Annotated in this window: 20 protein-coding genes; 13 read left to right on the top strand and 7 right to left on the bottom strand. The window is 47.4% G+C overall.

Annotated elements, in window-relative coordinates; all coding sequences use genetic code 11:
* Positions 1 to 135: 135 nt before the first annotated feature.
* Together ACRRNK_RS17815 and ACRRNK_RS17810 are read right to left on the bottom strand one after the other, a co-directional pair.
* Complete coding sequence (locus tag ACRRNK_RS17815; RefSeq protein ID WP_433944013.1) at positions 136 to 354, bottom strand: hypothetical protein; 219 nt, start codon at positions 352 to 354, stop codon at positions 136 to 138.
* Positions 355 to 393: 39 nt separating this feature from the next.
* The gene (locus ACRRNK_RS17810) at positions 394 to 594 is read right to left on the bottom strand and encodes a hypothetical protein (protein ID WP_433944012.1); all 201 of its coding nucleotides are present in this window, start codon (positions 592 to 594) and stop codon (positions 394 to 396) included.
* A 229-nt stretch (positions 595 to 823) separates the two neighbouring features.
* On the opposite strand from ACRRNK_RS17810, the gene ACRRNK_RS17805 reads away from it, so the two are divergent.
* Together ACRRNK_RS17805 and ACRRNK_RS17800 are read left to right on the top strand one after the other, a co-directional pair.
* The gene (locus ACRRNK_RS17805; protein WP_433944011.1) at positions 824 to 1,486 is read left to right on the top strand and encodes a YheC/YheD family protein; all 663 of its coding nucleotides are present in this window, start codon (positions 824 to 826) and stop codon (positions 1,484 to 1,486) included.
* Between the two features lie 304 nt (positions 1,487 to 1,790).
* On the top strand, positions 1,791 to 1,934 hold the full coding sequence (locus ACRRNK_RS17800) for a sporulation histidine kinase inhibitor Sda (RefSeq protein WP_433944010.1): 144 nt from the start codon (positions 1,791 to 1,793) through the stop codon (positions 1,932 to 1,934).
* 305 nt (positions 1,935 to 2,239) lie between these two features.
* Here the strand turns inward: ACRRNK_RS17800 and ACRRNK_RS17795 are convergent, their stop codons facing one another.
* Positions 2,240 to 3,241, bottom strand: coding sequence for an NAD(P)/FAD-dependent oxidoreductase (locus ACRRNK_RS17795; protein WP_433944009.1), 1,002 nt, complete (start codon positions 3,239 to 3,241; stop codon positions 2,240 to 2,242).
* Between the two features lie 400 nt (positions 3,242 to 3,641).
* Here ACRRNK_RS17795 and ACRRNK_RS17790 point away from each other — a divergent pair, with 400 nt between their 5' ends.
* The gene (locus tag ACRRNK_RS17790; protein WP_433944008.1) at positions 3,642 to 4,835 is read left to right on the top strand and encodes an NAD(P)/FAD-dependent oxidoreductase; all 1,194 of its coding nucleotides are present in this window, start codon (positions 3,642 to 3,644) and stop codon (positions 4,833 to 4,835) included.
* A 1-nt stretch (position 4,836) separates the two neighbouring features.
* Positions 4,837 to 5,094 carry a hypothetical protein gene (locus tag ACRRNK_RS17785; RefSeq protein WP_127200138.1) on the top strand — a complete coding sequence of 86 codons (258 nt, stop codon included), beginning with the start codon at positions 4,837 to 4,839 and terminating at the stop codon, positions 5,092 to 5,094.
* A gap of 106 nt (positions 5,095 to 5,200) precedes the next feature.
* Here ACRRNK_RS17785 and hemQ read toward each other — a convergent pair whose 3' ends face one another.
* Positions 5,201 to 5,947 carry a hydrogen peroxide-dependent heme synthase gene (gene hemQ, locus ACRRNK_RS17780; protein WP_433944007.1) on the bottom strand — a complete coding sequence of 249 codons (747 nt, stop codon included), beginning with the start codon at positions 5,945 to 5,947 and terminating at the stop codon, positions 5,201 to 5,203.
* Between the two features lie 163 nt (positions 5,948 to 6,110).
* Between hemQ and ACRRNK_RS17775 the strand changes: the two genes are divergently transcribed.
* Positions 6,111 to 6,404 (top strand): YuiB family protein, encoded by a 294-nt coding sequence (locus tag ACRRNK_RS17775; RefSeq protein WP_433946936.1) that lies wholly within the window; start codon positions 6,111 to 6,113, stop codon positions 6,402 to 6,404.
* Between the two features lie 182 nt (positions 6,405 to 6,586).
* On the opposite strand, the gene ACRRNK_RS17770 is transcribed toward ACRRNK_RS17775, so the two are convergent.
* A complete protein-coding gene (locus tag ACRRNK_RS17770; protein ID WP_433944006.1) occupies positions 6,587 to 7,915 on the bottom strand; it encodes an MFS transporter in 1,329 nt (442 codons plus the stop codon).
* A gap of 178 nt (positions 7,916 to 8,093) precedes the next feature.
* Between ACRRNK_RS17770 and ACRRNK_RS17765 the strand changes: the two genes are divergently transcribed.
* From ACRRNK_RS17765 to ACRRNK_RS17750, 4 genes are all read left to right on the top strand, one after another.
* Complete coding sequence (locus tag ACRRNK_RS17765; RefSeq protein WP_433944005.1) at positions 8,094 to 9,296, top strand: helix-turn-helix domain-containing protein; 1,203 nt, start codon at positions 8,094 to 8,096, stop codon at positions 9,294 to 9,296.
* Positions 9,297 to 9,441: 145 nt separating this feature from the next.
* Positions 9,442 to 10,968 carry a helicase DnaB gene (locus ACRRNK_RS17760; protein ID WP_433944004.1) on the top strand — a complete coding sequence of 509 codons (1,527 nt, stop codon included), beginning with the start codon at positions 9,442 to 9,444 and terminating at the stop codon, positions 10,966 to 10,968.
* A 30-nt stretch (positions 10,969 to 10,998) separates the two neighbouring features.
* On the top strand, positions 10,999 to 11,958 hold the full coding sequence (dnaI, locus tag ACRRNK_RS17755) for a primosomal protein DnaI (RefSeq protein ID WP_433944003.1): 960 nt from the start codon (positions 10,999 to 11,001) through the stop codon (positions 11,956 to 11,958).
* A gap of 232 nt (positions 11,959 to 12,190) precedes the next feature.
* Entirely contained in the window at positions 12,191 to 13,585 is a 1,395-nt protein-coding gene (locus ACRRNK_RS17750; protein WP_433944002.1) for a VPS10 domain-containing protein, read from the top strand.
* A gap of 131 nt (positions 13,586 to 13,716) precedes the next feature.
* On the opposite strand, the gene ACRRNK_RS17745 is transcribed toward ACRRNK_RS17750, so the two are convergent.
* On the bottom strand, positions 13,717 to 13,872 hold the full coding sequence (locus ACRRNK_RS17745; protein ID WP_127200150.1) for a YqzM family protein: 156 nt from the start codon (positions 13,870 to 13,872) through the stop codon (positions 13,717 to 13,719).
* Between the two features lie 263 nt (positions 13,873 to 14,135).
* On the opposite strand from ACRRNK_RS17745, the gene trxA reads away from it, so the two are divergent.
* The 3 genes from trxA to ACRRNK_RS17730 all read left to right on the top strand — a co-directional run bounded on the left by trxA (position 14,136) and on the right by ACRRNK_RS17730 (position 17,360).
* Entirely contained in the window at positions 14,136 to 14,447 is a 312-nt protein-coding gene (gene trxA, locus ACRRNK_RS17740) for a thioredoxin (protein ID WP_251376098.1), read from the top strand.
* A 125-nt stretch (positions 14,448 to 14,572) separates the two neighbouring features.
* On the top strand, positions 14,573 to 16,696 hold the full coding sequence (gene uvrC / locus ACRRNK_RS17735) for an excinuclease ABC subunit UvrC (RefSeq protein WP_433944001.1): 2,124 nt from the start codon (positions 14,573 to 14,575) through the stop codon (positions 16,694 to 16,696).
* A 433-nt stretch (positions 16,697 to 17,129) separates the two neighbouring features.
* Complete coding sequence (locus tag ACRRNK_RS17730; RefSeq protein WP_433944000.1) at positions 17,130 to 17,360, top strand: hypothetical protein; 231 nt, start codon at positions 17,130 to 17,132, stop codon at positions 17,358 to 17,360.
* Positions 17,361 to 17,402: 42 nt separating this feature from the next.
* Here the strand turns inward: ACRRNK_RS17730 and ACRRNK_RS17725 are convergent, their stop codons facing one another.
* Positions 17,403 to 19,094 carry a CPBP family intramembrane glutamic endopeptidase gene (locus ACRRNK_RS17725; protein ID WP_433943999.1) on the bottom strand — a complete coding sequence of 564 codons (1,692 nt, stop codon included), beginning with the start codon at positions 19,092 to 19,094 and terminating at the stop codon, positions 17,403 to 17,405.
* A 104-nt stretch (positions 19,095 to 19,198) separates the two neighbouring features.
* Here ACRRNK_RS17725 and ACRRNK_RS17720 point away from each other — a divergent pair, with 104 nt between their 5' ends.
* The gene (locus tag ACRRNK_RS17720) at positions 19,199 to 20,542 is read left to right on the top strand and encodes a TrkH family potassium uptake protein (protein ID WP_433943998.1); all 1,344 of its coding nucleotides are present in this window, start codon (positions 19,199 to 19,201) and stop codon (positions 20,540 to 20,542) included.
* Positions 20,543 to 20,550: the final 8 nt, after the last annotated feature.

Below are 20,550 nucleotides of genomic sequence, written 5' to 3'. Positions count from 1 at the left end.
CGGTATTCAGTCATTAGCATTGCAGAAGAAAAATCCCCTACGGTAGACCGTGCCGAGTTCATTCAGGACGAACTCTTGCTTCGTTGTCTCCCATAAGGGGATATTAGCTCCAAAAAAATTGGAGAGATCTTCTATTTATTCAGCTGTACTAAACATCGTCATATCGCGGGCATAATGCGATTGCTTGCCCGTTTCTATATTACGGATACGAACATAATCCGATGAATATTTCTCAACAATTCCACGACCAATTTCACAATATACACCAGCTTCATCTTCCTGCCAGGCGGAGATGATCTTCTGGGACAGCGCCGCAGCGAAGAAATCGATATCTGCGGTTAATGTATGGTTCATTCCCTGACTCCTTTACAGTAAGTTTCACAGGACCGACGACTAGAAGAATTGTTTGTTCAGCATAAGGTAGATCATTCCGGCTGCAACGATGGAGAAAGCCATGCAAGATGTGCCAAGACCTTTCCGGGAATCCTTGAAAAATCGTACACCTATGGCAAATACCGCGATCGTAACTGCAACCAGCACAATGGACATTGCAATCATAGCAATCCAATACAGAACTCCGAAAAATTGCTCCAACAGAAGAATCCTCCTATTAACTATAGGTACGGGTCTACTATATACTAGAACGATTTATTTGAAAAGAGTGTAGCCGATAAACACTCAAAAAGCGGAATTTAGACGGAGTTCTGTGGAATCAGGCGAGCTTGATAGACAAGGATACAAGAACAATACCCCTGTCCTGAGTAGTAATAACCATACACAAAAGTTGAACTATACGAGCCTTGCAAAGAAAGGGGAGAGATCTATGTCGGGAAGACAGCTCGCCAATAAGTGGCTTAAGACACAAGCGCTTCTCACAGATAAGCGGACGCGTAGACATATTCCACAGACAAGCATGTACAGTGCGGCTAAACTGAAGCATATGCTCAGAAAGCACAGGATGGTGGTGATTAAGCCAATCCGGGGCGGTGGAGGGTATGGAGTAATTAAGGTCGCATACTCGGGCGGTATATACTCATTTACACATATGATGGATACGAAATCATTCAAAAGCTTTGAGGCTATGCAGAGATCATTGAACCGGATTAAAGTCAGACGTCCATATCTTATTCAGCAGGGAATCCAGCTGGCCACCATCGCAGGAAGACCTATAGATTATAGAGTGAAGGTGGCTAAGAGTGCGCGCGGCTGGGAGTACCGGGCAATGGTTGGACGGCTTGCCAAACCGGGACTGTTCGTCACTAATTTGTGTAAGGGGGGGACCCAGCTTTCAGCCAAGGAGGCTTTGACAAGATCATTAACCAAATCATCGGGAAAGCAGCAGCGGCACAAGATGCGTGAATTGACGAACCTATGCATTGATATTCTCGAGCGGAGGTTCCCGGGACTTGGTAGGCTGGGATTTGATTATGGAATAGACACACAAGGACGAATTTGGATATTCGAGGTTAATACTCGTCCGCAATAATAACTTTGTACAAACATGAGAAATCAGGTTTATTTCCGGCCCTGTCAGGTTAATGTAATTGAAAAGCTGTAAAAGTCTAGCAAAATGAGTTGCCAAAAAATATTTTTGGAGATTTCCAGCACATTAATATCCTGTGAATAACTTTTATCCACAATATCCTCAATTGTCTGACAATAATTTCGGAGATTACTAACAACTTATTCACAGGATCTCCACAGTAACATGTGGATAACAAGAACGCTTGTTCTGCTACTCTATTGTTGATATGATAATAACAGGAAAATTTTAGGAAGGAGTGATACTAATGGCAACATTAACAGATGAAATGCTGCTGGATTCTTACCATATGGCCAAAGAGCTCCAATTAGACAGGGAATTCATCGCACTCCTGTTAGCCGAAATCCATAAAAGAAATCTTAATCCGCAGATAGGGCTTGTACTCCATTAAAGAGACGAAGGTCAACTTGGTAAATATACTGTTCTCCGCAGTGCGGGCAACTCACGATATGTTCACAGCCTGACTGAAGAGAAGTGGCCCCGGAATATTGGTCAACTGAGTTGTAGGGGCTGTAGGGACCTTTATAATCCTCTACTCTCCCGTTATCCTCTAGAAGTTGTCCACAAGCTGGACAACCTGCTGACAGAGTGAACAGGCCATTACATAGTGAGCATATATAAGACAAGGGTATCTCTCCTTCTTGGAACGATGTGTTCAGAAGTTAAGATACCCTTTATTGTGTTATAAAATGTGTACTAGAGCTTGAGATTACTGCTGTGTCCCGGTGATAACTTGGCGGATGGATCGATATAGACCTTGGCGTTGTTCACCGCTGTAGGAGCCTCGCCGAATCCTACGGCTATTAGCTTTAATTTGCCAGGGTAGGTTGTGATGTCTCCAGCTGCAAAAATGCCGGGTACGGAGGTCTCCATCCGGGAATCCACGACAATGGAATTGCTCTCAATGTTGATGCCCCACTCAGCGATTGGACCGAGGGAAGAGATGAATCCGAAATTGATGATGACATCATCAACTTCAATTTCCTGCGTCTCATTTGATTTGGTATGGGTCAGAATTACGCGTTCAATGCTGTCATCCCCGCGTAGCGCTGTAATTTCGGTTGGTGTAATTACCTGCACACTAGAAGACATAAGATTCTCAACACTGTGTTCATGTGCCCGGAACTTATCCCGTCTGTGGATCAGTGTAACCTGCTCGGCAATCGGTTCAAGCATAAGCGCCCAGTCTACAGCTGAATCACCACCGCCGCTAATGAGGACCTTACGACCGGCGAACTTGCTTAGATCACTTACGAAATAATGCAGGTTCTTGCCTTCGAATCGGGCAGCCTCTTCAAGCTCCAGACGGCGGGGCTCGAATGCGCCTACACCCGCCGTGATAATTACGGCACGCGCATGATGCTCACCTTGATCGGTTGTAACGATGAAATGGCGCTCGTCTTTTTTTTCTACATTAATAACCTTCTCTTCAAGCCGGATATCCGGATTGAAATGTTTGATCTGCTCATTTAGATTATTTACGAGCTCTTGAGCCGTAACCTTAGGGAAGCCTGCAACATCATAAATATATTTCTCAGGGTAGAGCGCGGCAAGCTGCCCTCCAAGCTGAGGCATACTTTCGATCAATTTCACGGATGCTTGACGCATTCCGCCATAAAAGGCAGCAAACATGCCCGCAGGGCCACCGCCGATGATTAGAAGATCCGTAAATTCACTGTTTTGATTAAGGTCTGACATTAAATAAGCACCTCCGAAATATAAACATGAGTCAATATCACTTAATTATAATGATGCTTTCATTTCTTGCAAATTTTTCTGAAAAAACTCAGAAAACGATCCGTTTAAAGCCGGGAAATATGGCAAAAAGCAGACCGAAATTAAGACTTGATCTTTTACTTTAAAGCCTTTATTATTCAAAAGAGTCAAAAGCCCGACTTAGGCAAATTCAGCGAAAAATCAAGCGAAATTAAGTTAAATTTGGCCTTTTTTTGCAGAGAACGACATAAGATCTCAGGAGCATTATTAAGATGTTCATTTTACCGTAACAATACCCTAAGATTTTATGTGTATAATTTCACAATTAATTTTGGCGGTTTGAACAAATATAGATTGAAGCAGTTGGAAGGAGAACAAACACATGAGTTCCATACCAAAGATCGTCGTTCTGGGTGCTGGCTACGGCGGGATCCTCACCGCTCAGAAACTTCAGAAGGAGTTAAATTATAACGAAGCCGATGTAACCCTCGTGAATCGCCATGATTATCATTATTTCACCACGCATCTGCACATGCCTGCTGCAGGGACGGATTCCATAGATCATACACGGGTTCAGATTTCCAAGCTCATTGATGAATTTAAGATCGATTTAGTTAAGTCTAACGTACAAGAAATTCGTTTGTATGATAAAAAAGTTATATTGGAAGATGGAACGCTGTCCTATGATTATTTAATTATAGCTCTGGGCGGTGAACCGGAATCGTTCGGGATTCCGGGACTTGCAGAGCATGCGATGACGATCCGCAGTATCAATTCAGTGCGTCTGATTCGCCAGCATATTGAATACCAATTTGCACAGTATAAGCTTGATGAGAGTCGTAAGGACCGGCTTAATTTCGTTGTTGGCGGCGCCGGCTTTAGTGGAATTGAATTTGTTGCTGAGCTGGCGGACCGGATTCCGGATCTATGCAAGGAGTATGATGTCGATCCCGCACTGGTACATATTTATAATGTGGAGGCCGCTCCGACAGCTCTGCCGGGCTTTGATCCGGAACTTGTGGAGTACGCTATGGATGTTCTGAAGAAGAAGGGAGTTACCTTCAAGCTGGGAACGGCGATCAAGGAATGTACTCCGAAGGGGGTTATCCTTGCAACGGATGAGGAGATCAAGGCAGCGACCGTCATTTGGACGGGAGGAATCAGGGGCAATCGCTTGGTGGATGCCGCTGGCTTTGAGACCATGCGGGGCCGTGTGAAGATTGATGAATATTTGCGTGCTCCCGGACATGAGAATGTGTTTATTATTGGAGACAATTCGCTGATGTTCAATGAGGAAGGCAGACCGTATCCTCCAACCGCCCAAATTGCTATGCAGCAGGGTGTGATTTGTGCTCACAACGTCGTGGCATCTATCCGTAATCAACAGCCTAAGAAGTTCGTCTTCAGCAATAAAGGTACGGTGGCTTCATTGGGTAAGGGCGAAGCGATTGGAATGGTAGGAACCAAGAAGTTCAAGGGATGGACGGCCGCTCAGCTTAAGAAACTGGTAGATCTGCGTTATCTGTTCATTATTGGCGGTATTCCGCTAGTCCTGAGAAAAGGACGGTTCTTCTAAGATGCGCCATTGCAGTGTTCAGGTACGCGGATTACTTACACGTGACGAGCTGGATCGTTATAACGGACTGATCGAAGCAGGGTCTTTCCTGGAAAGCCAGCAGAGATATGACCTCGCTTACCATGTACAAAAGGAAATTGATACACTAATTCTTCCTGCGATTGAACGGCTTAAGGAGAAGAGCAGGGACCGGGACCGGGCAACGGCGGAGTTCCTCGAATCCCTGAAGCGTCTGGAGCAAGAAGAGGATGAGGATTAAGCTGAAGCACGGCTAACCTCCATATAATCAAAAAGGGTGCCCACGGAACAATAATGTTCCACGGGCACCCTTTTGCGTGTAGCGGCATATCGCTCGCTGTAAAGCTTTACAGTTTGAGCATTTCAGCGAATAATTCATCAGTCAGCAGGTTGCCGATATAGAAGCTGCCGAATTCTCCGTATCTTGCGCTGACTTCGTCGAAGCGCATCTCATAGACGAGCTTCTTGAATTGAAGAGGATCATCTGCGAACAAGGTTACGCCCCATTCCCAATCATCGAATCCGACAGAACCGGTGATGATCTGCTTCACCTTGCCAGCATAACCCCGTCCGATAAGGCCATGACTGCGCATCAAGCTGCGGCGTTCCTCCATCGAAAGCATATACCAGTTATCGGCAAGCTCACGCTTCTTGTTCATGGGATAGAAGCAGATGTGCTTGGATTTCGGAAGTGCAGGCTGAAGCCGGGCGATAACCTCCGGCTTCTGTCTTGGATCTCCTTCGCCTGAAGCGAGGTAGTTACTCAGCTCAACCACACTGACGTAGGAGTAAGCTTTGGTGGTGTACTGAGCAAAGGTGGTTTTATTGAAAGCTGTTTCGATTCGATTGATCTCCTCCAGCGATTCGCGGAGGAACATGAACACGAAGTCAGCCTTTTGTCCAATGATTGAATATACCGCCGTACTTCCTGTACTGGCTTCTTCGATCGCTCCCCATTCTTGTAAAAACACGTGTAGTTCATCCAGGGCTACGGCGCGCTCTTCGTCATCCGCTGCCTTCCATGCTGTCCAATCAATGGCACGAAAATCATGAAGTGCGTACCATCCTTCTAGTGTTAAAGCTGCTTCGTTCATCTTATCACTCCTAATTATTTCATGCTCTTCTTCCATTGTAGCTAATTGAGGCTAGGCGGGCAAATGGCTTCATCAGGTCTTCATAAACTTCATTGCAGGGCCTGCAATTTTTTAGTACACTGACAGTAATGTTGAATGAGGGGAGTACGAAGGAGTCATGGGACTGGGATTTATCGTCGTTTTTATATTAATGGTATTGTTTTTTGTCATGATGTTCGGCATCGGATTTATTTTAAATATGTTGATGAAGACGACATGGTTTCCTAGTTATATCTTTATCATCGTTATTCTGCCTATTGTCGTATACTCTTTGTGGGATCATATACAGCCAATGGGAGCCTACCTGAAGTCCTTCCACTTGGTAGATTATTTGACAGCGGTTGCAGGTCTTGCGGGAGCCATCCTCAGCGGCTGGACTATTCAGAAGCTTCGGCTTGGCGGATATAAAATGTTCTAAGTTGGTTCGGGGTAAAGAAAAGACTGCATCTCATACAGATGCAGTCTTTTTTGTGCGGGTTCCATACCGCTGCTGAAGGAATTAGGCCAGCAATTTCCGCTTCTGTTACTCCAGAAATCCTCTGCACTCCTGCTTTTTTTTCCTCCCGCATCCCCCTCTTCCAAGCGGTGCCCACGGTTAATTTAGGCAGATACGGAGATTGAGGAATGTTCAGCGTTACCTTCAGGTCCAGACTGGTATTCGCGCCGCAGAGTACGACCGCCGATCAGTGTCACGATAAGCAGCGAGATTCCAGAGAAGACAGGCAGGTAGTAGGTTGGGAGAAAGTCCAGCAGAACCCCAAACAGCACCGTGCCGAGCGGAGCAATCGCTCCAGCCATAGTCTCAACAATCCCGAATACCCGCCCCCGATATTCTGGATCAATTGTAGTCTGAAACAGGATTTGCAGAGGGATATTAATTGAAATAATAACAATCCCTATAGCAGCCATAAGAGCGATATAGAACAAGTAAGCGGATGGCTTGCTAAAGATAGGAATGTACGGAAGCGACATGGCGGCAATTAGGCAGGCCAGGATAATCAGCCCGCTCAGCAGTGGCTTAAGAGGGTGATGGGTGCTTTTACGGATAGAGAGAACGCTTGCCATAGCCAGCATGCCGACCGCAAGTGAGGCTTCAACCACGCCATATTCCCTGGATTCCATCCCAAGCGAATGAACCATAATGTAGGGAAGAGTAACTCCGAGCGCGCTGGAGAAGAAGTTAATCCAGAAGCAAATAAGCAGAAGAGACCATAGGAAACGCCGCTGTCTGACGTAGATGAAGCCTTCGGATAAGCTGCCAAACAGCTGCCTGAGGACAGAACCGCCGGGTGCCTTTGTGCCAGCAGATGGTTCAGCCGGTACAGTGCCTGGAACCGCAGAACTACGAAACTTAAGCGCGAAGCCCATGAGGGATGAAACGAGAAATCCAAGACCATTCATCAGCATAAAAGTGTCCAGGGATACGAAAGCATACAGGAATCCTCCGCATACCGGACCAAGAATATTACCGATCGAAGTCGCCATCTGATTCAGTGAGCCAGCCTTCTGAATGCTGCTCTCCTCCACCAGCACAAGGAGTGAGGAAGTGAGGCTAATGCTGTAAAAGGTAGAACATACCGACAGCATGATCAGTGTGGCATAGATCCATATCGCAGAGGATCCATCAAGGGCAACAGCCACCAACCCGGCCAGCATCACGGCCACGCTTGCCAAATCCGCTCCAATAATCAGCTTACGGCGGTCCAACCGGTCCGCGAGCACACCAGCAAATGGACCAAGGATAATCCGCGGCAGCATCCCGCAGATCAGGGTGACCGCAAATTGGCTGCCTGAGCCAGTTAATTTGAGAATGTATAAACCACAAATGAAGGTGTACATGCTTGCTCCGAGCAAGGAGACAAGCTTGCCTGAGAACATCAGAAGAATATTACGGGAATCCTGTGTCGGTAAGGCGGCTCCGTCCGTCATTTATCGCACTCCTTTGTTACAAAGTTAAATATAATTAAACTTATTGTATGCTAGTAATTTCCTCATTTCAATCATAAAGTTAATTTATATTTAACTTTACACTCCCCTGATTCCACTTTCCCATACGGCTCATCTTGCGCTATACTTGGACTTATAAACAAGATAAGGATGAACGGATATGACGATAATCGGTGAACGTATCAAGCAACTGCGCAAGCAGCACGGTATGACACAGACGGATCTTGCCGGGGAGCATATGACGAAGAGTATGCTCAGTCAGATTGAGAATGGCAAGGCGCTGCCTTCGATGAGGACACTTCAATATTTGGCTGAGAAGCTCGGCGAGGACGCAGGGTATTTCCTGGGTGAGGAAGACGAGCATGGGATTACTGAATTGGTCCGGGAGATTGAGATGGACAGCAAGAGGAAGTCTTACGAGGAAGTCGTGCGTAAGGTAGAGCCGCTGCTGGACACGAAGCTTCCTATGACCATTGATGTGGCACGGATCATGGAATTTTATGCAGAGGCTTGCTTTCATACCGTTCATCGGGGCGGCGAAGAGGCGGTTCAGCGGGCCGTGGAGATCTATAAACGGTTCGGATTATATGTGGAGAGCGCCAAGGCCAAGTATCTGAATTACGCGCATCTCTTTGCCCAGGCGAAATATGGTTCCTCGCTGGATCTGATTCGGGAGGTTAGACGGGAATATGAGCACAAGAAGATTGGTAGAGACGTGATCTTTGAGCTGGATCTTTACTACGCGGAGGCGGTCTCCTTATCCGCCTTGGGGCTCAACAAGGAGAGCAGGGACGCCATGCTCGCTGCGCTCGATTTGTCCAAGGAGCAGGAAGTGTACTATATGACAGACCATTTTCTGCGTATCTTAAGCAATGAATTCTATGAAAGCGGCGAGAAGGACAAAGCAGCCGAGTATAGGAACAAGGCAAGGGTATTCGCGGAATTTACCGGGAATCAGGATAATCTGGCTTATATTGAAATCGCGGAAGCCAGGGTCATGAATCGCGAGGGGCGTTATGAAGAAGCGCTCGCACATATTGAGAACGTTGCCCGGATTCAGCAGAAGAAGAGTGCTGTATATTGGCGGGAGCTGGGAGTCTATTACTATAACACGGGCCAGGCGGAAGCAGCGCTTGACGCATTCAGCCGGGTTGTCATGCCGGAGACCGCCTACCATCCCTCGGATAAATCGTATTTGTATGCTGCGGATGCTTATATGGCGAGGCTGTACGCTGCCAAAGGGCAGATTAGAGAAGCCAGGGAACTATCCGCGCGGGCGCGCGAGAAGGTCAAGGATTTTCCACATAATAGAGCTCGCGCTTTTATCGATGATACTTATCTGGAATTGCACAAGTCTGAATAATTGGCAAAAGTGACGTAAGCTATTATACGCTCGCTTGTAATCAGCCAATATCGGCGAATTTTGTAATCTTTTAACGATTCCGGTCAGAAAGATTTATGCTAGAATAGATAAAGTCTACATTTCGCCATGGAAGGAGCGATAAGTTATGCGCATTAATAATTTACATCATTTCACAGAGAATCACTCATTCTGCGTATATCGCGATTTCGGTCTTGGCACCGTAGACGGTACTATGCTAAGTCAAGTCTACCAGCCAATGGTAGGCGCTTTTGCGATTTCACTATATCATCTTCTGGTTCAGCAGATTCCGCTGGAGAAAGTCGGCTACTCCTCGGTAGAGCAGCAGCGACGCTTATTTCTCACACTTGGACTTGAACCAAGCGAGAAGGGCAGAAAGTTCCTGGTTGAACTGACGTCCAAGCTGGAAGCTGTCGGTCTGCTGCAGACCAGCCGGATTTATTTGCCCGAGAATGATGATTATTTATATGAATACGAACTTCAAGCCCCTCTATCACCAGCAGATTTCTTCAAGACCCAGCATTTGACGCTTTTGCTTAGAGACAAGATTGGCAAATTTGCTGTGCTCTCTCTTCAGGAACAGCTGTGGAGTAAGGAGAATGGAGATTTCCCCGGGCGTTCCATGAACAAGGAGAATATTTCGGTTCCTTTCTATGAGATCTTCGAGCTGAATGCCCATTCGATCGATTATGAGCTTGAGCAGGCCATCGCCGAGGTATCTATTTCCAGACAGCCTGGTCTTAGGCTGGCTGAGGAGGATGGATTCAATTACGCGGATATTATTCTGCGCTTTCCGCGCAATTCGGCTAACCGGTCTTATGTTGAGGGGCTTCGCTATAATACAGAACAGCTGGGCACCGTGAATTACGTGGCTCGCAAATATGATTTATCCGTTCAGGATCTATGCCGGCTGTTAGATGAAGATGGTGTATTTGGCCCGGATGGCGGTATCCTGCAGGATGAGCTTGAACACAAGGCCAACCTTTCTTTCAGGCAGGGGAAGAAACGCAAGGAAGAGCGTCAGGTTCAGGGCGGTAAGGTGATCTCCCTTAGACAGCAGGAACATGCAGAGACGAACGAGGCTCCGCTGGAGCATGCGGTGCAGATGGAATTCTATGTTGAGGTGCCGCCTCAATTCATGGAGAAATGCGATATTCACCAATATAATATGATGCTGCGGAATGAGCCTTATACAAGGCTGCTTAAGACTTTTTTCCCTGGTGCTATACCTGATAATTTGCTGGATATCTTCGAGAACATTGATCACAATTATAAGCTGCCGAGTGAAGTTATCAACGTACTGATTCATTACTTAATGGCTCTTCTGACTTCGGGTGGCGAACAGCGAATCAACCGTAACTTTGTGAACGCGATTGCCTCCAATATGTTGATGAAACAGGTCAATACCTATGAGAAGGCAGTACATTATATCCGGGAACAAGCTAAAGTGAAGGTCAAGAACGAGACAGCTGCGGCAGGTGCCTCAGCGGGCCGGACACGATCTTACTCCAGTAGGAGTGCCAAGTTAAAGCCGGACATCCCCATTGTGCAAAGTGCCGGAGCTGATCAGGACGGCGGTGTATCGGAAGAAGAATTTGCTGAATTGATCAAGATGGCGGAAATGATGCAGGCGAGCAAGAACAACGGAAATTAAGAATGGAACAGAATGAAGGTGAGTGAGTGAATGGAGTCTTTGGGGGAAATGCTTCAGCAAATGAAAAGTCCGCAGTTTCGGCAGCGTTCGGAGCAAATCCTGAACAATTTGCTTAATGATCCGCTTATTGAAGAACTGCGTTCCCGTCATCCCGAAATCAGTGAGGATCAGCTTACACTGAACCTCAGCAAGCTATACCAATATGTCAATGACAACCGGCACTGCGGCGCTTGTCCTGGTCTGGATATGTGTCCCAATGATTTTCAGGGGCATTTCACCCGGCTTACGGTGGAGACCGTGACAGGAAGACCCCAGCTGTACGACAGACAGGTTCCTTGTTCCAAGCATCTTGCACGGGAACGGGAGCTTGAGGTCAAGAAGCGGATTCACAGCTTCTATGTGGATGAACGGGCCCTGCAGGAAGGCTATGACATGGTAGAGATCATGTCCAAGGACAGCATGCGTTCGCCTGCGGTTGCACAAGTGTTCCGGTATATTAACGAGACCAGAGAGAACGGTCTGTCTCCGCATGGGTTGTATCTTGTTGGCCATTTTGGAACAGGCAAGACATTCCTGATGACGTATCTGCTGCATGAACTAGCCAAGGCAGGACATTCGGGCGTCATTGTCTACATGCCTGAATTTGTGGAAGATCTGAAGTCTATGCTTCAAGACAGTCAGAAGCTGAAGGAAACGGTAGAGATTATGAAGGAAGCCGATTTGCTGATCTTTGATGATATTGGAGCAGAGAATCTGAATCCTTGGGTCCGCGATCACGTAATGGGCGCGATCCTGAATTACCGTATGAACCGCAAGCCTACTTTTTACACCTCGAATTATGATCTAAAGGCTCTGGAGAAGCACTTAAGCTTCACAAGCAAGGATGGAGAAGAGGCCCATAAAGGTCAGCGGCTTATGGACCGGATTGCTCCATTTGTTGATGTTGTAGCTGTGAATGGAACGAACAAACGGGGAAGCCGGAATAAATGAATTATGTAAGTATTGTAATACTTTTTTAATCCACCAAATGATGATGTGTACTAAGGTCTGTCGTGCTCCCTGCAGGGAGTAGGCAGGCCTTTTTTGGTGTAATCTTACAATAATGACACGCACCCTAAATTCAGTGCCGCTATAATGGGGGAACATTTCAGAGTTCGAGCACGTTTGGAATGTATAAGGAGATCGAATAGGGACCCCACATGACATTTAGGAGGTACTTGATATGAAGTTGAATTTGAAATGGATGTATATGCTGCTCACACTGTCGATGGCTGTAACAGCTGCTGGATGCTCGGGCGCTGGAGATTCTAACAACGGCGTAAGCACCACGGCTCAGAATACCAAAAGTAATCAGGGGACCGGCGCTGCTGGCCAAAGATCAGGTCAGAGCACGGGCCAGGGTGCGGGGGACGTGAAGCAGAGCCCGGAACAAAGCACTGATCAAGGCACAGGAGAGAGCAGTTCAGAGTCCGGCGGAAACAAGACCACAGCGGCCGATCATCCAAGTGCAAAGGGAGCTAAATCTGCACAAATTCAGGCGCTGCTTACCGGCTTCAAGCTTGTTGGGGACCGGACCGTCTTCACATGGGGAAAGGCCGCGAAGGGGTCGCTTCGGGTGTATCGTTCCGATGATGCAGGGAAGACCTGGACGGATATCAGTCCCACTCCTGCGATAGCAGCTATGGATATGGATAACAGCACTTTTACGGCCTCGGATGAACGTCATTTGCTTCTGCTTCCATCTCAAAATGACGGAACTCGCAAAGTCGTCTATTCCAAGGATGGGGGGAAGACTTGGTCAAGCGGTCCCTCGCTTCCATATGCGATTAACGCAGAGACAGCCTTTATCTCATCTACACAGGGATACCTGCTGATCGAGAGTGATGCCGCTATGGGACACTCGGGTAAAGCCTTCTATAAGACTGCGAATGGCGGGGCAACCTGGAAGAAGGTAATGGATAACTCAGAGGCAAGCCTTTCAAAAGAAGAGGAGGCAAAGAAAGGATTGATGCCCCAGTACGGCTTCACCGGATACGGGGTATCCTTCCGTGATGCCAAGAATGGATGGGCGCCTATGCAATCCCGTGAGGGAACTCCTCACCTGGTCCGTACCCGGGATGGCGGAGTGACTTGGAAGCTTGTAGACCTGTCGCAGAAAGCGAACTGGAACGGGAATCCTCAAATTACCGCGGCTCCTGAATTTTTCGGGACGAACCGTCTGCAAGGCTGGATGCCGCTCTCTATTCATAAGAATAATGCCTATGATGTTGGCGGGTTCCGTACAACGGATGGCGGAGAAAGCTGGGCCTACATTCCATTTGAACAGAACATCCCTGAGAGCAGCAATGCAATGGATTCAGGACCCGTCTTCGTATCTCCAGACCAGGGGTGGTTCTGGAATGGAACGGAGCTTAAAGCTACCGTGAACGGGGGCAAGAGTTGGCAGGTGCTGAAGGTGAATTCGGAATTCACCAAGTCTCTGGCTTCTTTTCCGGAAATGATGGATCTCCAGTTCACCGATGCTCGTCACGGCTGGATGCTGCTTGCATCAGCAGGCAGGGAGCATTCAAGGCTCCTTAAGACAGAGGATGGCGGCACCACGTGGGTAATTATTTAGAGAGCCCTGGGGATATACGAGAACAGTGATTCATATCTTTCCGTAAAATAACAAACACCTTCCTGACGTATATAACGTGGAAGGTGTTCGCTTATTCTTCATAAATAATGTCAATATTCAGTGGTAGGGCCTTAGCTGGCAATGAACTTCCAAATAACCATGCCGAAGAAAATTACAAACATCAGCGCGAACATGCCTGTAAAACCAAACATGAGATCGCCAAAGTCATTACGGGGTTCTTCGTTAATATGCTGCCGCGGGTCATTCACGCGAATTGGGGTCTCCATGGTGCCGGGGCCTCCTCGTCAAAATTAATCCATAAAAATAGTCATAGACAAAACCGTTTTGGGTTATTATTAGTATAACCAAACGCCAAAACATTTGTAAAGAACAACAGGCTCTTACTGTTTCCCATTTACTAAAAAAATGTGGTATACTTAAATTGTCGCTATATGGAAGGACTAAGGCACTCATCATACCTTTAATTCCATTCAGGGGACTGATTTTATCTACAACATATTATGTTCTAAAACATAAGGAGGAGATATACATGGCTATCGTAAATGTTTCGGACCAATCCTTCAGTACTGAAGTAGAAGGACAGGGAACTGTTCTTGTTGATTTCTGGGCGCCATGGTGCGGACCTTGCAAAATGCTGGCTCCAATTCTGGATGAACTGGCAAGTGAAGTTGACGTTAAGATTGCAAAAGTGAATGTGGACGAGAATCCTGAATCGGCTTCCCGTTTCGGCGTGATGAGCATTCCGACATTGATCTTCTTCAAAGACGGCCAGCCGGTCGATAAAGTTGTCGGTCTGAACTCCAAAGAATCACTCAAGAATCTGCTTGCAAAGCATCAGTAATCTGTTCTTGTAAGCCAGACGCCTCCGGTATTACCCCGGAGGCGTTTTCTTTCGTTTGATTGGGGCAAGTAAGGTAAGGTCCATCCCGCCAATTCAGGATTTTCACGCGGAGAGGAGAGAATTGCGTGGACGAATTCATCCAGGAATGGAACGAGCAGGAGAAAGCGCTGGAAGCGATTAACCACAAGCTGGCTCTGCTTCCAGACCTTCCCGGCTGTTATTTAATGAAGAACAAAGAAGGTACCATCATCTATGTCGGTAAAGCCAAAGTGCTGAAGAACCGTGTCCGCTCCTACTTCAGAGGCAGCCATGACGGGAAGACCCAGCGCCTTGTAACCGAGATACGTGATTTCGAATATATCGTAACTGCAAGCAATATGGAAGCACTCATTCTGGAGTGCAACCTGATCAAGAAGCATATGCCGCGCTATAACGTGCTGCTGAAGGACGACAAGACTTTTCCGTATATAAAAATTACGAATGAAGAACATCCGCGTCTGGAAGTAACCCGGCGGATTTTGAAGGATAAAGCGAAGTACTTCGGTCCCTATCCAAATGGATACGCGGCACAACAGACCAAGAAGCTGCTGGACCGGATGTATCCACTCCGGAAATGTAATGTCATGCCGAAGGAAGTATGCCTGTATTATCATATGGGACAGTGTATGGCCCCTTGTGTACAGGAAGTTCCCCAGACATCTTATGACGAGATTTCCCAGGAAATTACACGGTTTCTGAGCGGTGGACATGAAGAGATCAAGAATGAGCTTCGGCGCAAAATGGAAGAGGCAGCGGAGGATCTGTATTTCGAGCGAGCCAAAGAGCTGCGTGATCAGATCATTAACATCGACGCGCTAATGGAGAAGCAGAAGATTTCCATGGCCGATTCAAGAGACCGCGACGTCTTCGGATTCGCAGTGGATAAAGGCTGGATGTGTGTACAGATCCTGTATATGCGCCAGGGCAAAATGATTGAGCGCCATGCTTCCATATTTCCGTTCTATGGAGATGCTTACTCTGACTTCCTCTCCTTTGTAACTCAGTACTACAGCGATAATCCCGCTCTGCCACAGGAAATTCTGCTGCCGGGTATGGAAGAGAGCGAAGAGCGGGAAGAACCTAGGCAGGCTGGCGGCGAAGCAGGTGAGACGCAAGGCACGTTGACCGCAGCTAATAATGATATATCCCAAGAAGGTGAGGCCAAACCCCTGTTCCTCTCTGCCGAAGCGCTTGCAGCAAAAATTTCGGAAGAGGATGCGGCCGGCGATGAGGAATCCACAATGGATCGGGAAGGATCGGCCGGACAGGAGGCTGACGATAAACCGAGTACGAAGAATGTGGATTCCGACTCAGCCGAACGGGCCGCTTCCGGACTGACGGATGCTGTTAGCGGGGCTGCTTCACTGCAGCAGTGGCTTGGAATTAAAGTCTATGTGCCTCAGCGCGGTCTGAAACGCCAAATGGTCCTGATGGGAGTCGAGAACGCTCGGGTAGCCTTGAACGAGAAGTTCCAATTGATTGAACGTAATGAAGAGCGCACATCTAAAGCATCGGAAAGTCTGGGGAACTGGATCGGTCTGTCATCCCTACGGCGTATCGAGGCGTTCGATAACTCCAACATTCAAGGCGCCAATCCGGTATCGGCTATGGTGGTCTTCACCGACGGTAAGCCAGACAAGAAGGAATACCGGAAATATAAAGTACGGACCGTACAAGGACCGGATGACTACGAGACGATGCGCGAAGTCATTCGCAGGCGGTATGAGCGGGTGCTCAAAGAGAACCTGCCGCTCCCTGATCTGATTGTGGTCGATGGAGGTAAGGGGCAAATCTCTGCTGCCATTGATGTTTTGGAGAATGAGCTTGGGCTATTTGTTCCTGTAGGCGGTCTGGTGAAGGATACGAAGCACAAGACAGCTCAGCTTATGATTGGAGATCCGGCTGAACCGGTCAATCTTCCCAGAGACAGCCAGGAGTTCTATCTTCTGCAGCGTATTCAGGATGAGGTTCACCGCTTTGCGATCAGCTTCCACCGGGAGCAGCGCGGCAAGTCGATGGTCACTTCGCGTCTGGACTCGATTCCGGGAATTGGCGAGAAGCGAAGAAAGGCGTTGCTCAAGCATTTCGGTTCCCTTAAGAAGATCAAAGAAGCTTCGATTGAAGACTTTCGGCCATTATCCATAGGTGATAAGCTTGCCAGACAGATTATAGCTGCTCTTCGTGATGAGGATGAGAGCAGAACTCAGTAATTATTAGGTTAGTACAAATGAAGATAATCTATAAGAAATGAAACCAGGCCACCTGAGGATTCCTCCTTGGGTGGCCTGGTTCTTTTTTGAAATTTATAGTGTCTATATAAGACGCAGTTAAAAATTGACTTGAGGGTAAGGCGTAACGGAGGGGAAGCTTGGAACTGTAGGAGCGAAAGCGATCGCCTAAAAGCTTTCTGAAAGAAAGCTGCATCGGAAGCATATACTTTGGCTTTCTGAAAGAAAGCTGCATCGGAAGCATATGCTTTGTCTCCGGATTTTATCCGCCCTGCGGTATAAATCAAGAAATCTGGAGGCGGGCAGCGGCCGAAAGTCCAAGCATTCCCCGTAGTTACGATTGTACCCACAAATGTGAACATTTTAACTGTGGTTTATATAGAGTGATTTCAGATGAGCCACCCACTCTTTTTCAATGAAGAGGATAGAGAGGTATGAACTAGATCCAGCTCTGATTCTTTGCCTTGGACCAAGACTGAAGCAGCGGGGAGAACGAAGCGATTCCGGAAAAGCGTCAGCGGTCGCCTTTGTCCCCAAATTTTATTCCGCTGAGGAATTATTCAGAGAATTTGGGGACAACAGCGATTGGAGGAATGGTTCGTTCGCGCAGCGTCTCTCGGGCAGAAAGGGCAGTTATGGTGAATGACCCTTTCATTTGCCATTTGCTATTTGCCATTTGCCAAAGTAGTTAATCTTCCAGGACTAACGCAGGTGATCCGGGCTTCCGCCGCTTGAATACATAGATCAGGGAACCCACTGCAGCAGGGAGCAGAATGTAGACAACGCCTATCAGAATATTACCGATATCCCCCATGATCATCAGGCTCAACCCCATGAGAACACTGTCAAAGATGACATGAGCGAAGAGAACGGTGATATAACCCGAGCGAAGGAAAATGAAGCTGAACAGCAGGCCGATAAAGGCCAGTTCGATCGGTCTTGAGAAGACGGGATAGATCGGATATAGAGTATGGCCGAATGCCCAGATCAATGATGAGATCAGACTGGCAATCCAGGTGCTGCGGAATATTTTCTTCAGCATAGGAATGCCGAACAATCGATACACAGCTTCTTCTCCAATGCCGGCAGTCCAGGCTACCAGAGGGAATAACCAAGGGTATACCATATTGTAGGTTGACTGTGTGGCATCGGTTGTGGACCAGGAATGGATAGTTCCTTCGAGCAGCACAAATATAATGGACTGGGCCCCCAGCAGGATCAAAGCCCAGGCATAACCCCGAATCATTGAATTTAGAACGTGGCTTCCATACCCAGGCTCATTCGCACGCATCCACATGTTGATTCCTTGCTTGCGCCATAATCCATCTCCGCCTACAAGGGAGAAATAGATTGAAGCGGTAACCATCAATGTGAACAGGAATTGTACGACAAGAAGAATGGTGAACGTCCCTTTGGACATATTCTGGGATTGCAGGACAGGCATCAGGTTAAAGACGCTGAAGATATTGACTGCAAAGTAGAGTATAGTCAGAAAGATACCTCTTCCAAAGGAGGCATACGGGCGAGTCCTAGCACTATAGATGATAGCGAGAATTCCCAGCACAAAAGATAACAGGGTATATCCGCCAAAATAAAGCCAGTTGGCGAGACGAGTCTGCTTATTTACATAATCCACGTGAGACTGAGGGACGCTGAAGGCCGACTCCAAGGAAGAGACTTGGCCATACTCGAACTGGAACCGCAGCTCAGCATGCGAATCACCGATCGTGTATTTGTTAACCCGGTATGTTAGACCCAAATCATTCTGGCCGCTGACCAGATCCAGCTCTTGAGCTCTGTAGCCCAAAGCTTCGAGAAAGGGGATCGCTTTATTTTGCTTGTCTGTAAGAGAAAGATTCCCTTCAAGCTGCTGCAAGGTCTGCAAGGCGACCGCTCGATTCTGATCCAGCATGACCTCCCGGTCTTTGCGGGAGTAGAGCTGGACGGCTTCAAAGCCGACAACATCACCTGTAGTCATATGTATATCTACATCAAGCTGCTTGATAAATGAAGCAGGGTTCGAGAAGCTGACACGGTAAGTATCATAGGGAAATCGTTTCTCGTATTTATTGTTATACGTACTAAGTAGATTTTTCTTGCTTAAGTAGCCATAGAACTCAGAATTAGATTGGTAAGTGACCAGAGGCTTCACGCCTGTGTCTATGTGGTCAAGACCGAGCGTTGTCTGTGCGAATTGATCTGCTGCCTGTATTGCCTTATCTTTGCTGATGATTTTGCCAGGAGGCTCCTGTTGAAGTCCGTCTGTGGAAGTAAGGGGAAATACTTGAACGTACAGGAAAATAACCAGTCCAATGACGGCCATGATCCATAACGTCTTGTTGTTAAATGGCAGCTTGTGTTTCGGCCTTTCAGCTTTCATGAGCAAACTCCTTTGATTTATATTAATATGTAAATAGATGAAATGAACTTAAGCCACAGTAAAGATAACACAATTGCTAATCTTAATGAAGAGGTGAGCATGTTTTGAAGTTTAGAACACCGAGGCTATCCCCGCCTCAAATCCTGGTGCTGGGCTTTGCTGCTATTATTATGCTTGGCACATTGCTCCTTATGCTCCCTATTTCTAATACAAACGGGAAATCGCTTGAATTCATTAATGCGCTGTTCACTTCAACGTCAGCAACCTGTGTAACAGGGCTAGTCGTCAGGGATACCGGCCTTGATTTCACCAGGTTTGGACAGGTTGTCATTATGCTGCTCATTCAGGTGGGCGGACTGGGATTTATGACAATGGCTACCTTGTTCGCTATGGTATTCAAACGCAAAATTTCCTTGAAGGACCGCCTACTCCTTCAGGAGGCTATGAATCAGAATACGATGGAGGGGATCGTGCGGCTCATCCGGAAAGTATTAACCTATTCCCTGCTGATCGAATTGTGCGCTGCGCTGGTCTACTCTGTGCGTTGGGCCTTTGATATGCCGATTGGACGGGCTATATACTTTGGTATTTTCCATGCTGTGTCGATGTTTAATAATGCGGGTTTTGATTTATTTGGTGAGTACCGGAGCCTGACCCAATTCGTGGATGATCCTGTCGTTAATTTGGTCACCATGTTCCTGATCGTATCCGGAGGAATCGGGTTTGTTGTTATCTCTGATCTTACCGGCTTCCGTACTAATCGGAAGAAATGGAAGCTCTCGCTTCATTCGAAGGTCGTGCTCTCTATGACGGCAGCCCTTATTGTGATAGGTACTCTGGTGATTTTCGTTTTTGAATTTACGAATACGAAGACGCTGGCGCCTTTAGGCTGGGGGGGCAAAATATGGGGTGCTCTGTTCCAATCAGTTACTCCAAGGACCGCTGGAGCCAACACGCTGGATATCGGAGCTTTAAGACAGGCCACCCAGTTCTTTATCATTATCCTGATGTTTATCGGGGCATCACCAGGCTCCACGGGTGGAGGAATTAAGACAACAACCTTTACGATTCTGGTTGGCGCGGTTCTGGCCATGATCCGTGGAAGAGGGGAGCTTGTACTGTTCCGTTACCGCCTTGCGCAGGAGCGTATCCATAAGGCCATCACGGTTACAATGTTCGCCTTGTTCCTGATTATTACGGTAACGATGATTCTCTCAGCTACGGAGGACGCAAGCTTCATGAGTATTCTGTTCGAGACGACTTCCGCGTTCGGAACCGTGGGTCTTAGTATGGGGCTTACAGCAAAGCTGTCCGTAATCGGCAAGGTGCTGATCTCTCTAACCATGTTCGCAGGGAGACTTGGGCTGTTGACGCTTGCCTATGCACTTGGGCCTAAGAAGGAGAAAGAACTGTACAGACATCCGGAAGGTAAAATGATTATTGGTTAAAAGGAGAT

It is taken from the genome of Paenibacillus sp. SN-8-1 (assembly GCF_050995535.1).
In the GTDB taxonomy this organism is placed as follows: domain Bacteria; phylum Bacillota; class Bacilli; order Paenibacillales; family Paenibacillaceae; genus Fontibacillus.
Note: the sequence above shows the minus strand (reverse complement) of the source record. Positions and strands in the feature narration are given on the sequence as shown.

Excerpts from the sequence above, each read along its gene's own strand:
- ACRRNK_RS17815 (WP_433944013.1), bottom strand. The coding sequence starts at position 354 with ATGAACCATACATTAACCGCAGATATCGATTTCTTCGCTGCGGCGCTG.
- ACRRNK_RS17805 (WP_433944011.1), top strand. The coding sequence starts at position 824 with ATGTCGGGAAGACAGCTCGCCAATAAGTGGCTTAAGACACAAGCGCTT.
- ACRRNK_RS17800 (WP_433944010.1), top strand. The coding sequence starts at position 1,791 with ATGGCAACATTAACAGATGAAATGCTGCTGGATTCTTACCATATGGCC.
- ACRRNK_RS17795 (WP_433944009.1), bottom strand. The coding sequence starts at position 3,241 with ATGTCAGACCTTAATCAAAACAGTGAATTTACGGATCTTCTAATCATC.
- ACRRNK_RS17790 (WP_433944008.1), top strand. The coding sequence starts at position 3,642 with ATGAGTTCCATACCAAAGATCGTCGTTCTGGGTGCTGGCTACGGCGGG.
- ACRRNK_RS17785 (WP_127200138.1), top strand. The coding sequence starts at position 4,837 with ATGCGCCATTGCAGTGTTCAGGTACGCGGATTACTTACACGTGACGAG.
- hemQ (WP_433944007.1), bottom strand. The coding sequence starts at position 5,947 with ATGAACGAAGCAGCTTTAACACTAGAAGGATGGTACGCACTTCATGAT.
- ACRRNK_RS17770 (WP_433944006.1), bottom strand. The coding sequence starts at position 7,915 with ATGACGGACGGAGCCGCCTTACCGACACAGGATTCCCGTAATATTCTT.
- ACRRNK_RS17765 (WP_433944005.1), top strand. The coding sequence starts at position 8,094 with ATGACGATAATCGGTGAACGTATCAAGCAACTGCGCAAGCAGCACGGT.
- ACRRNK_RS17760 (WP_433944004.1), top strand. The coding sequence starts at position 9,442 with ATGCGCATTAATAATTTACATCATTTCACAGAGAATCACTCATTCTGC.
- dnaI (WP_433944003.1), top strand. The coding sequence starts at position 10,999 with ATGGAGTCTTTGGGGGAAATGCTTCAGCAAATGAAAAGTCCGCAGTTT.
- ACRRNK_RS17750 (WP_433944002.1), top strand. The coding sequence starts at position 12,191 with ATGAAGTTGAATTTGAAATGGATGTATATGCTGCTCACACTGTCGATG.
- ACRRNK_RS17745 (WP_127200150.1), bottom strand. The coding sequence starts at position 13,872 with ATGGAGACCCCAATTCGCGTGAATGACCCGCGGCAGCATATTAACGAA.
- trxA (WP_251376098.1), top strand. The coding sequence starts at position 14,136 with ATGGCTATCGTAAATGTTTCGGACCAATCCTTCAGTACTGAAGTAGAA.
- ACRRNK_RS17730 (WP_433944000.1), top strand. The coding sequence starts at position 17,130 with ATGAAGAGGATAGAGAGGTATGAACTAGATCCAGCTCTGATTCTTTGC.
- ACRRNK_RS17725 (WP_433943999.1), bottom strand. The coding sequence starts at position 19,094 with ATGAAAGCTGAAAGGCCGAAACACAAGCTGCCATTTAACAACAAGACG.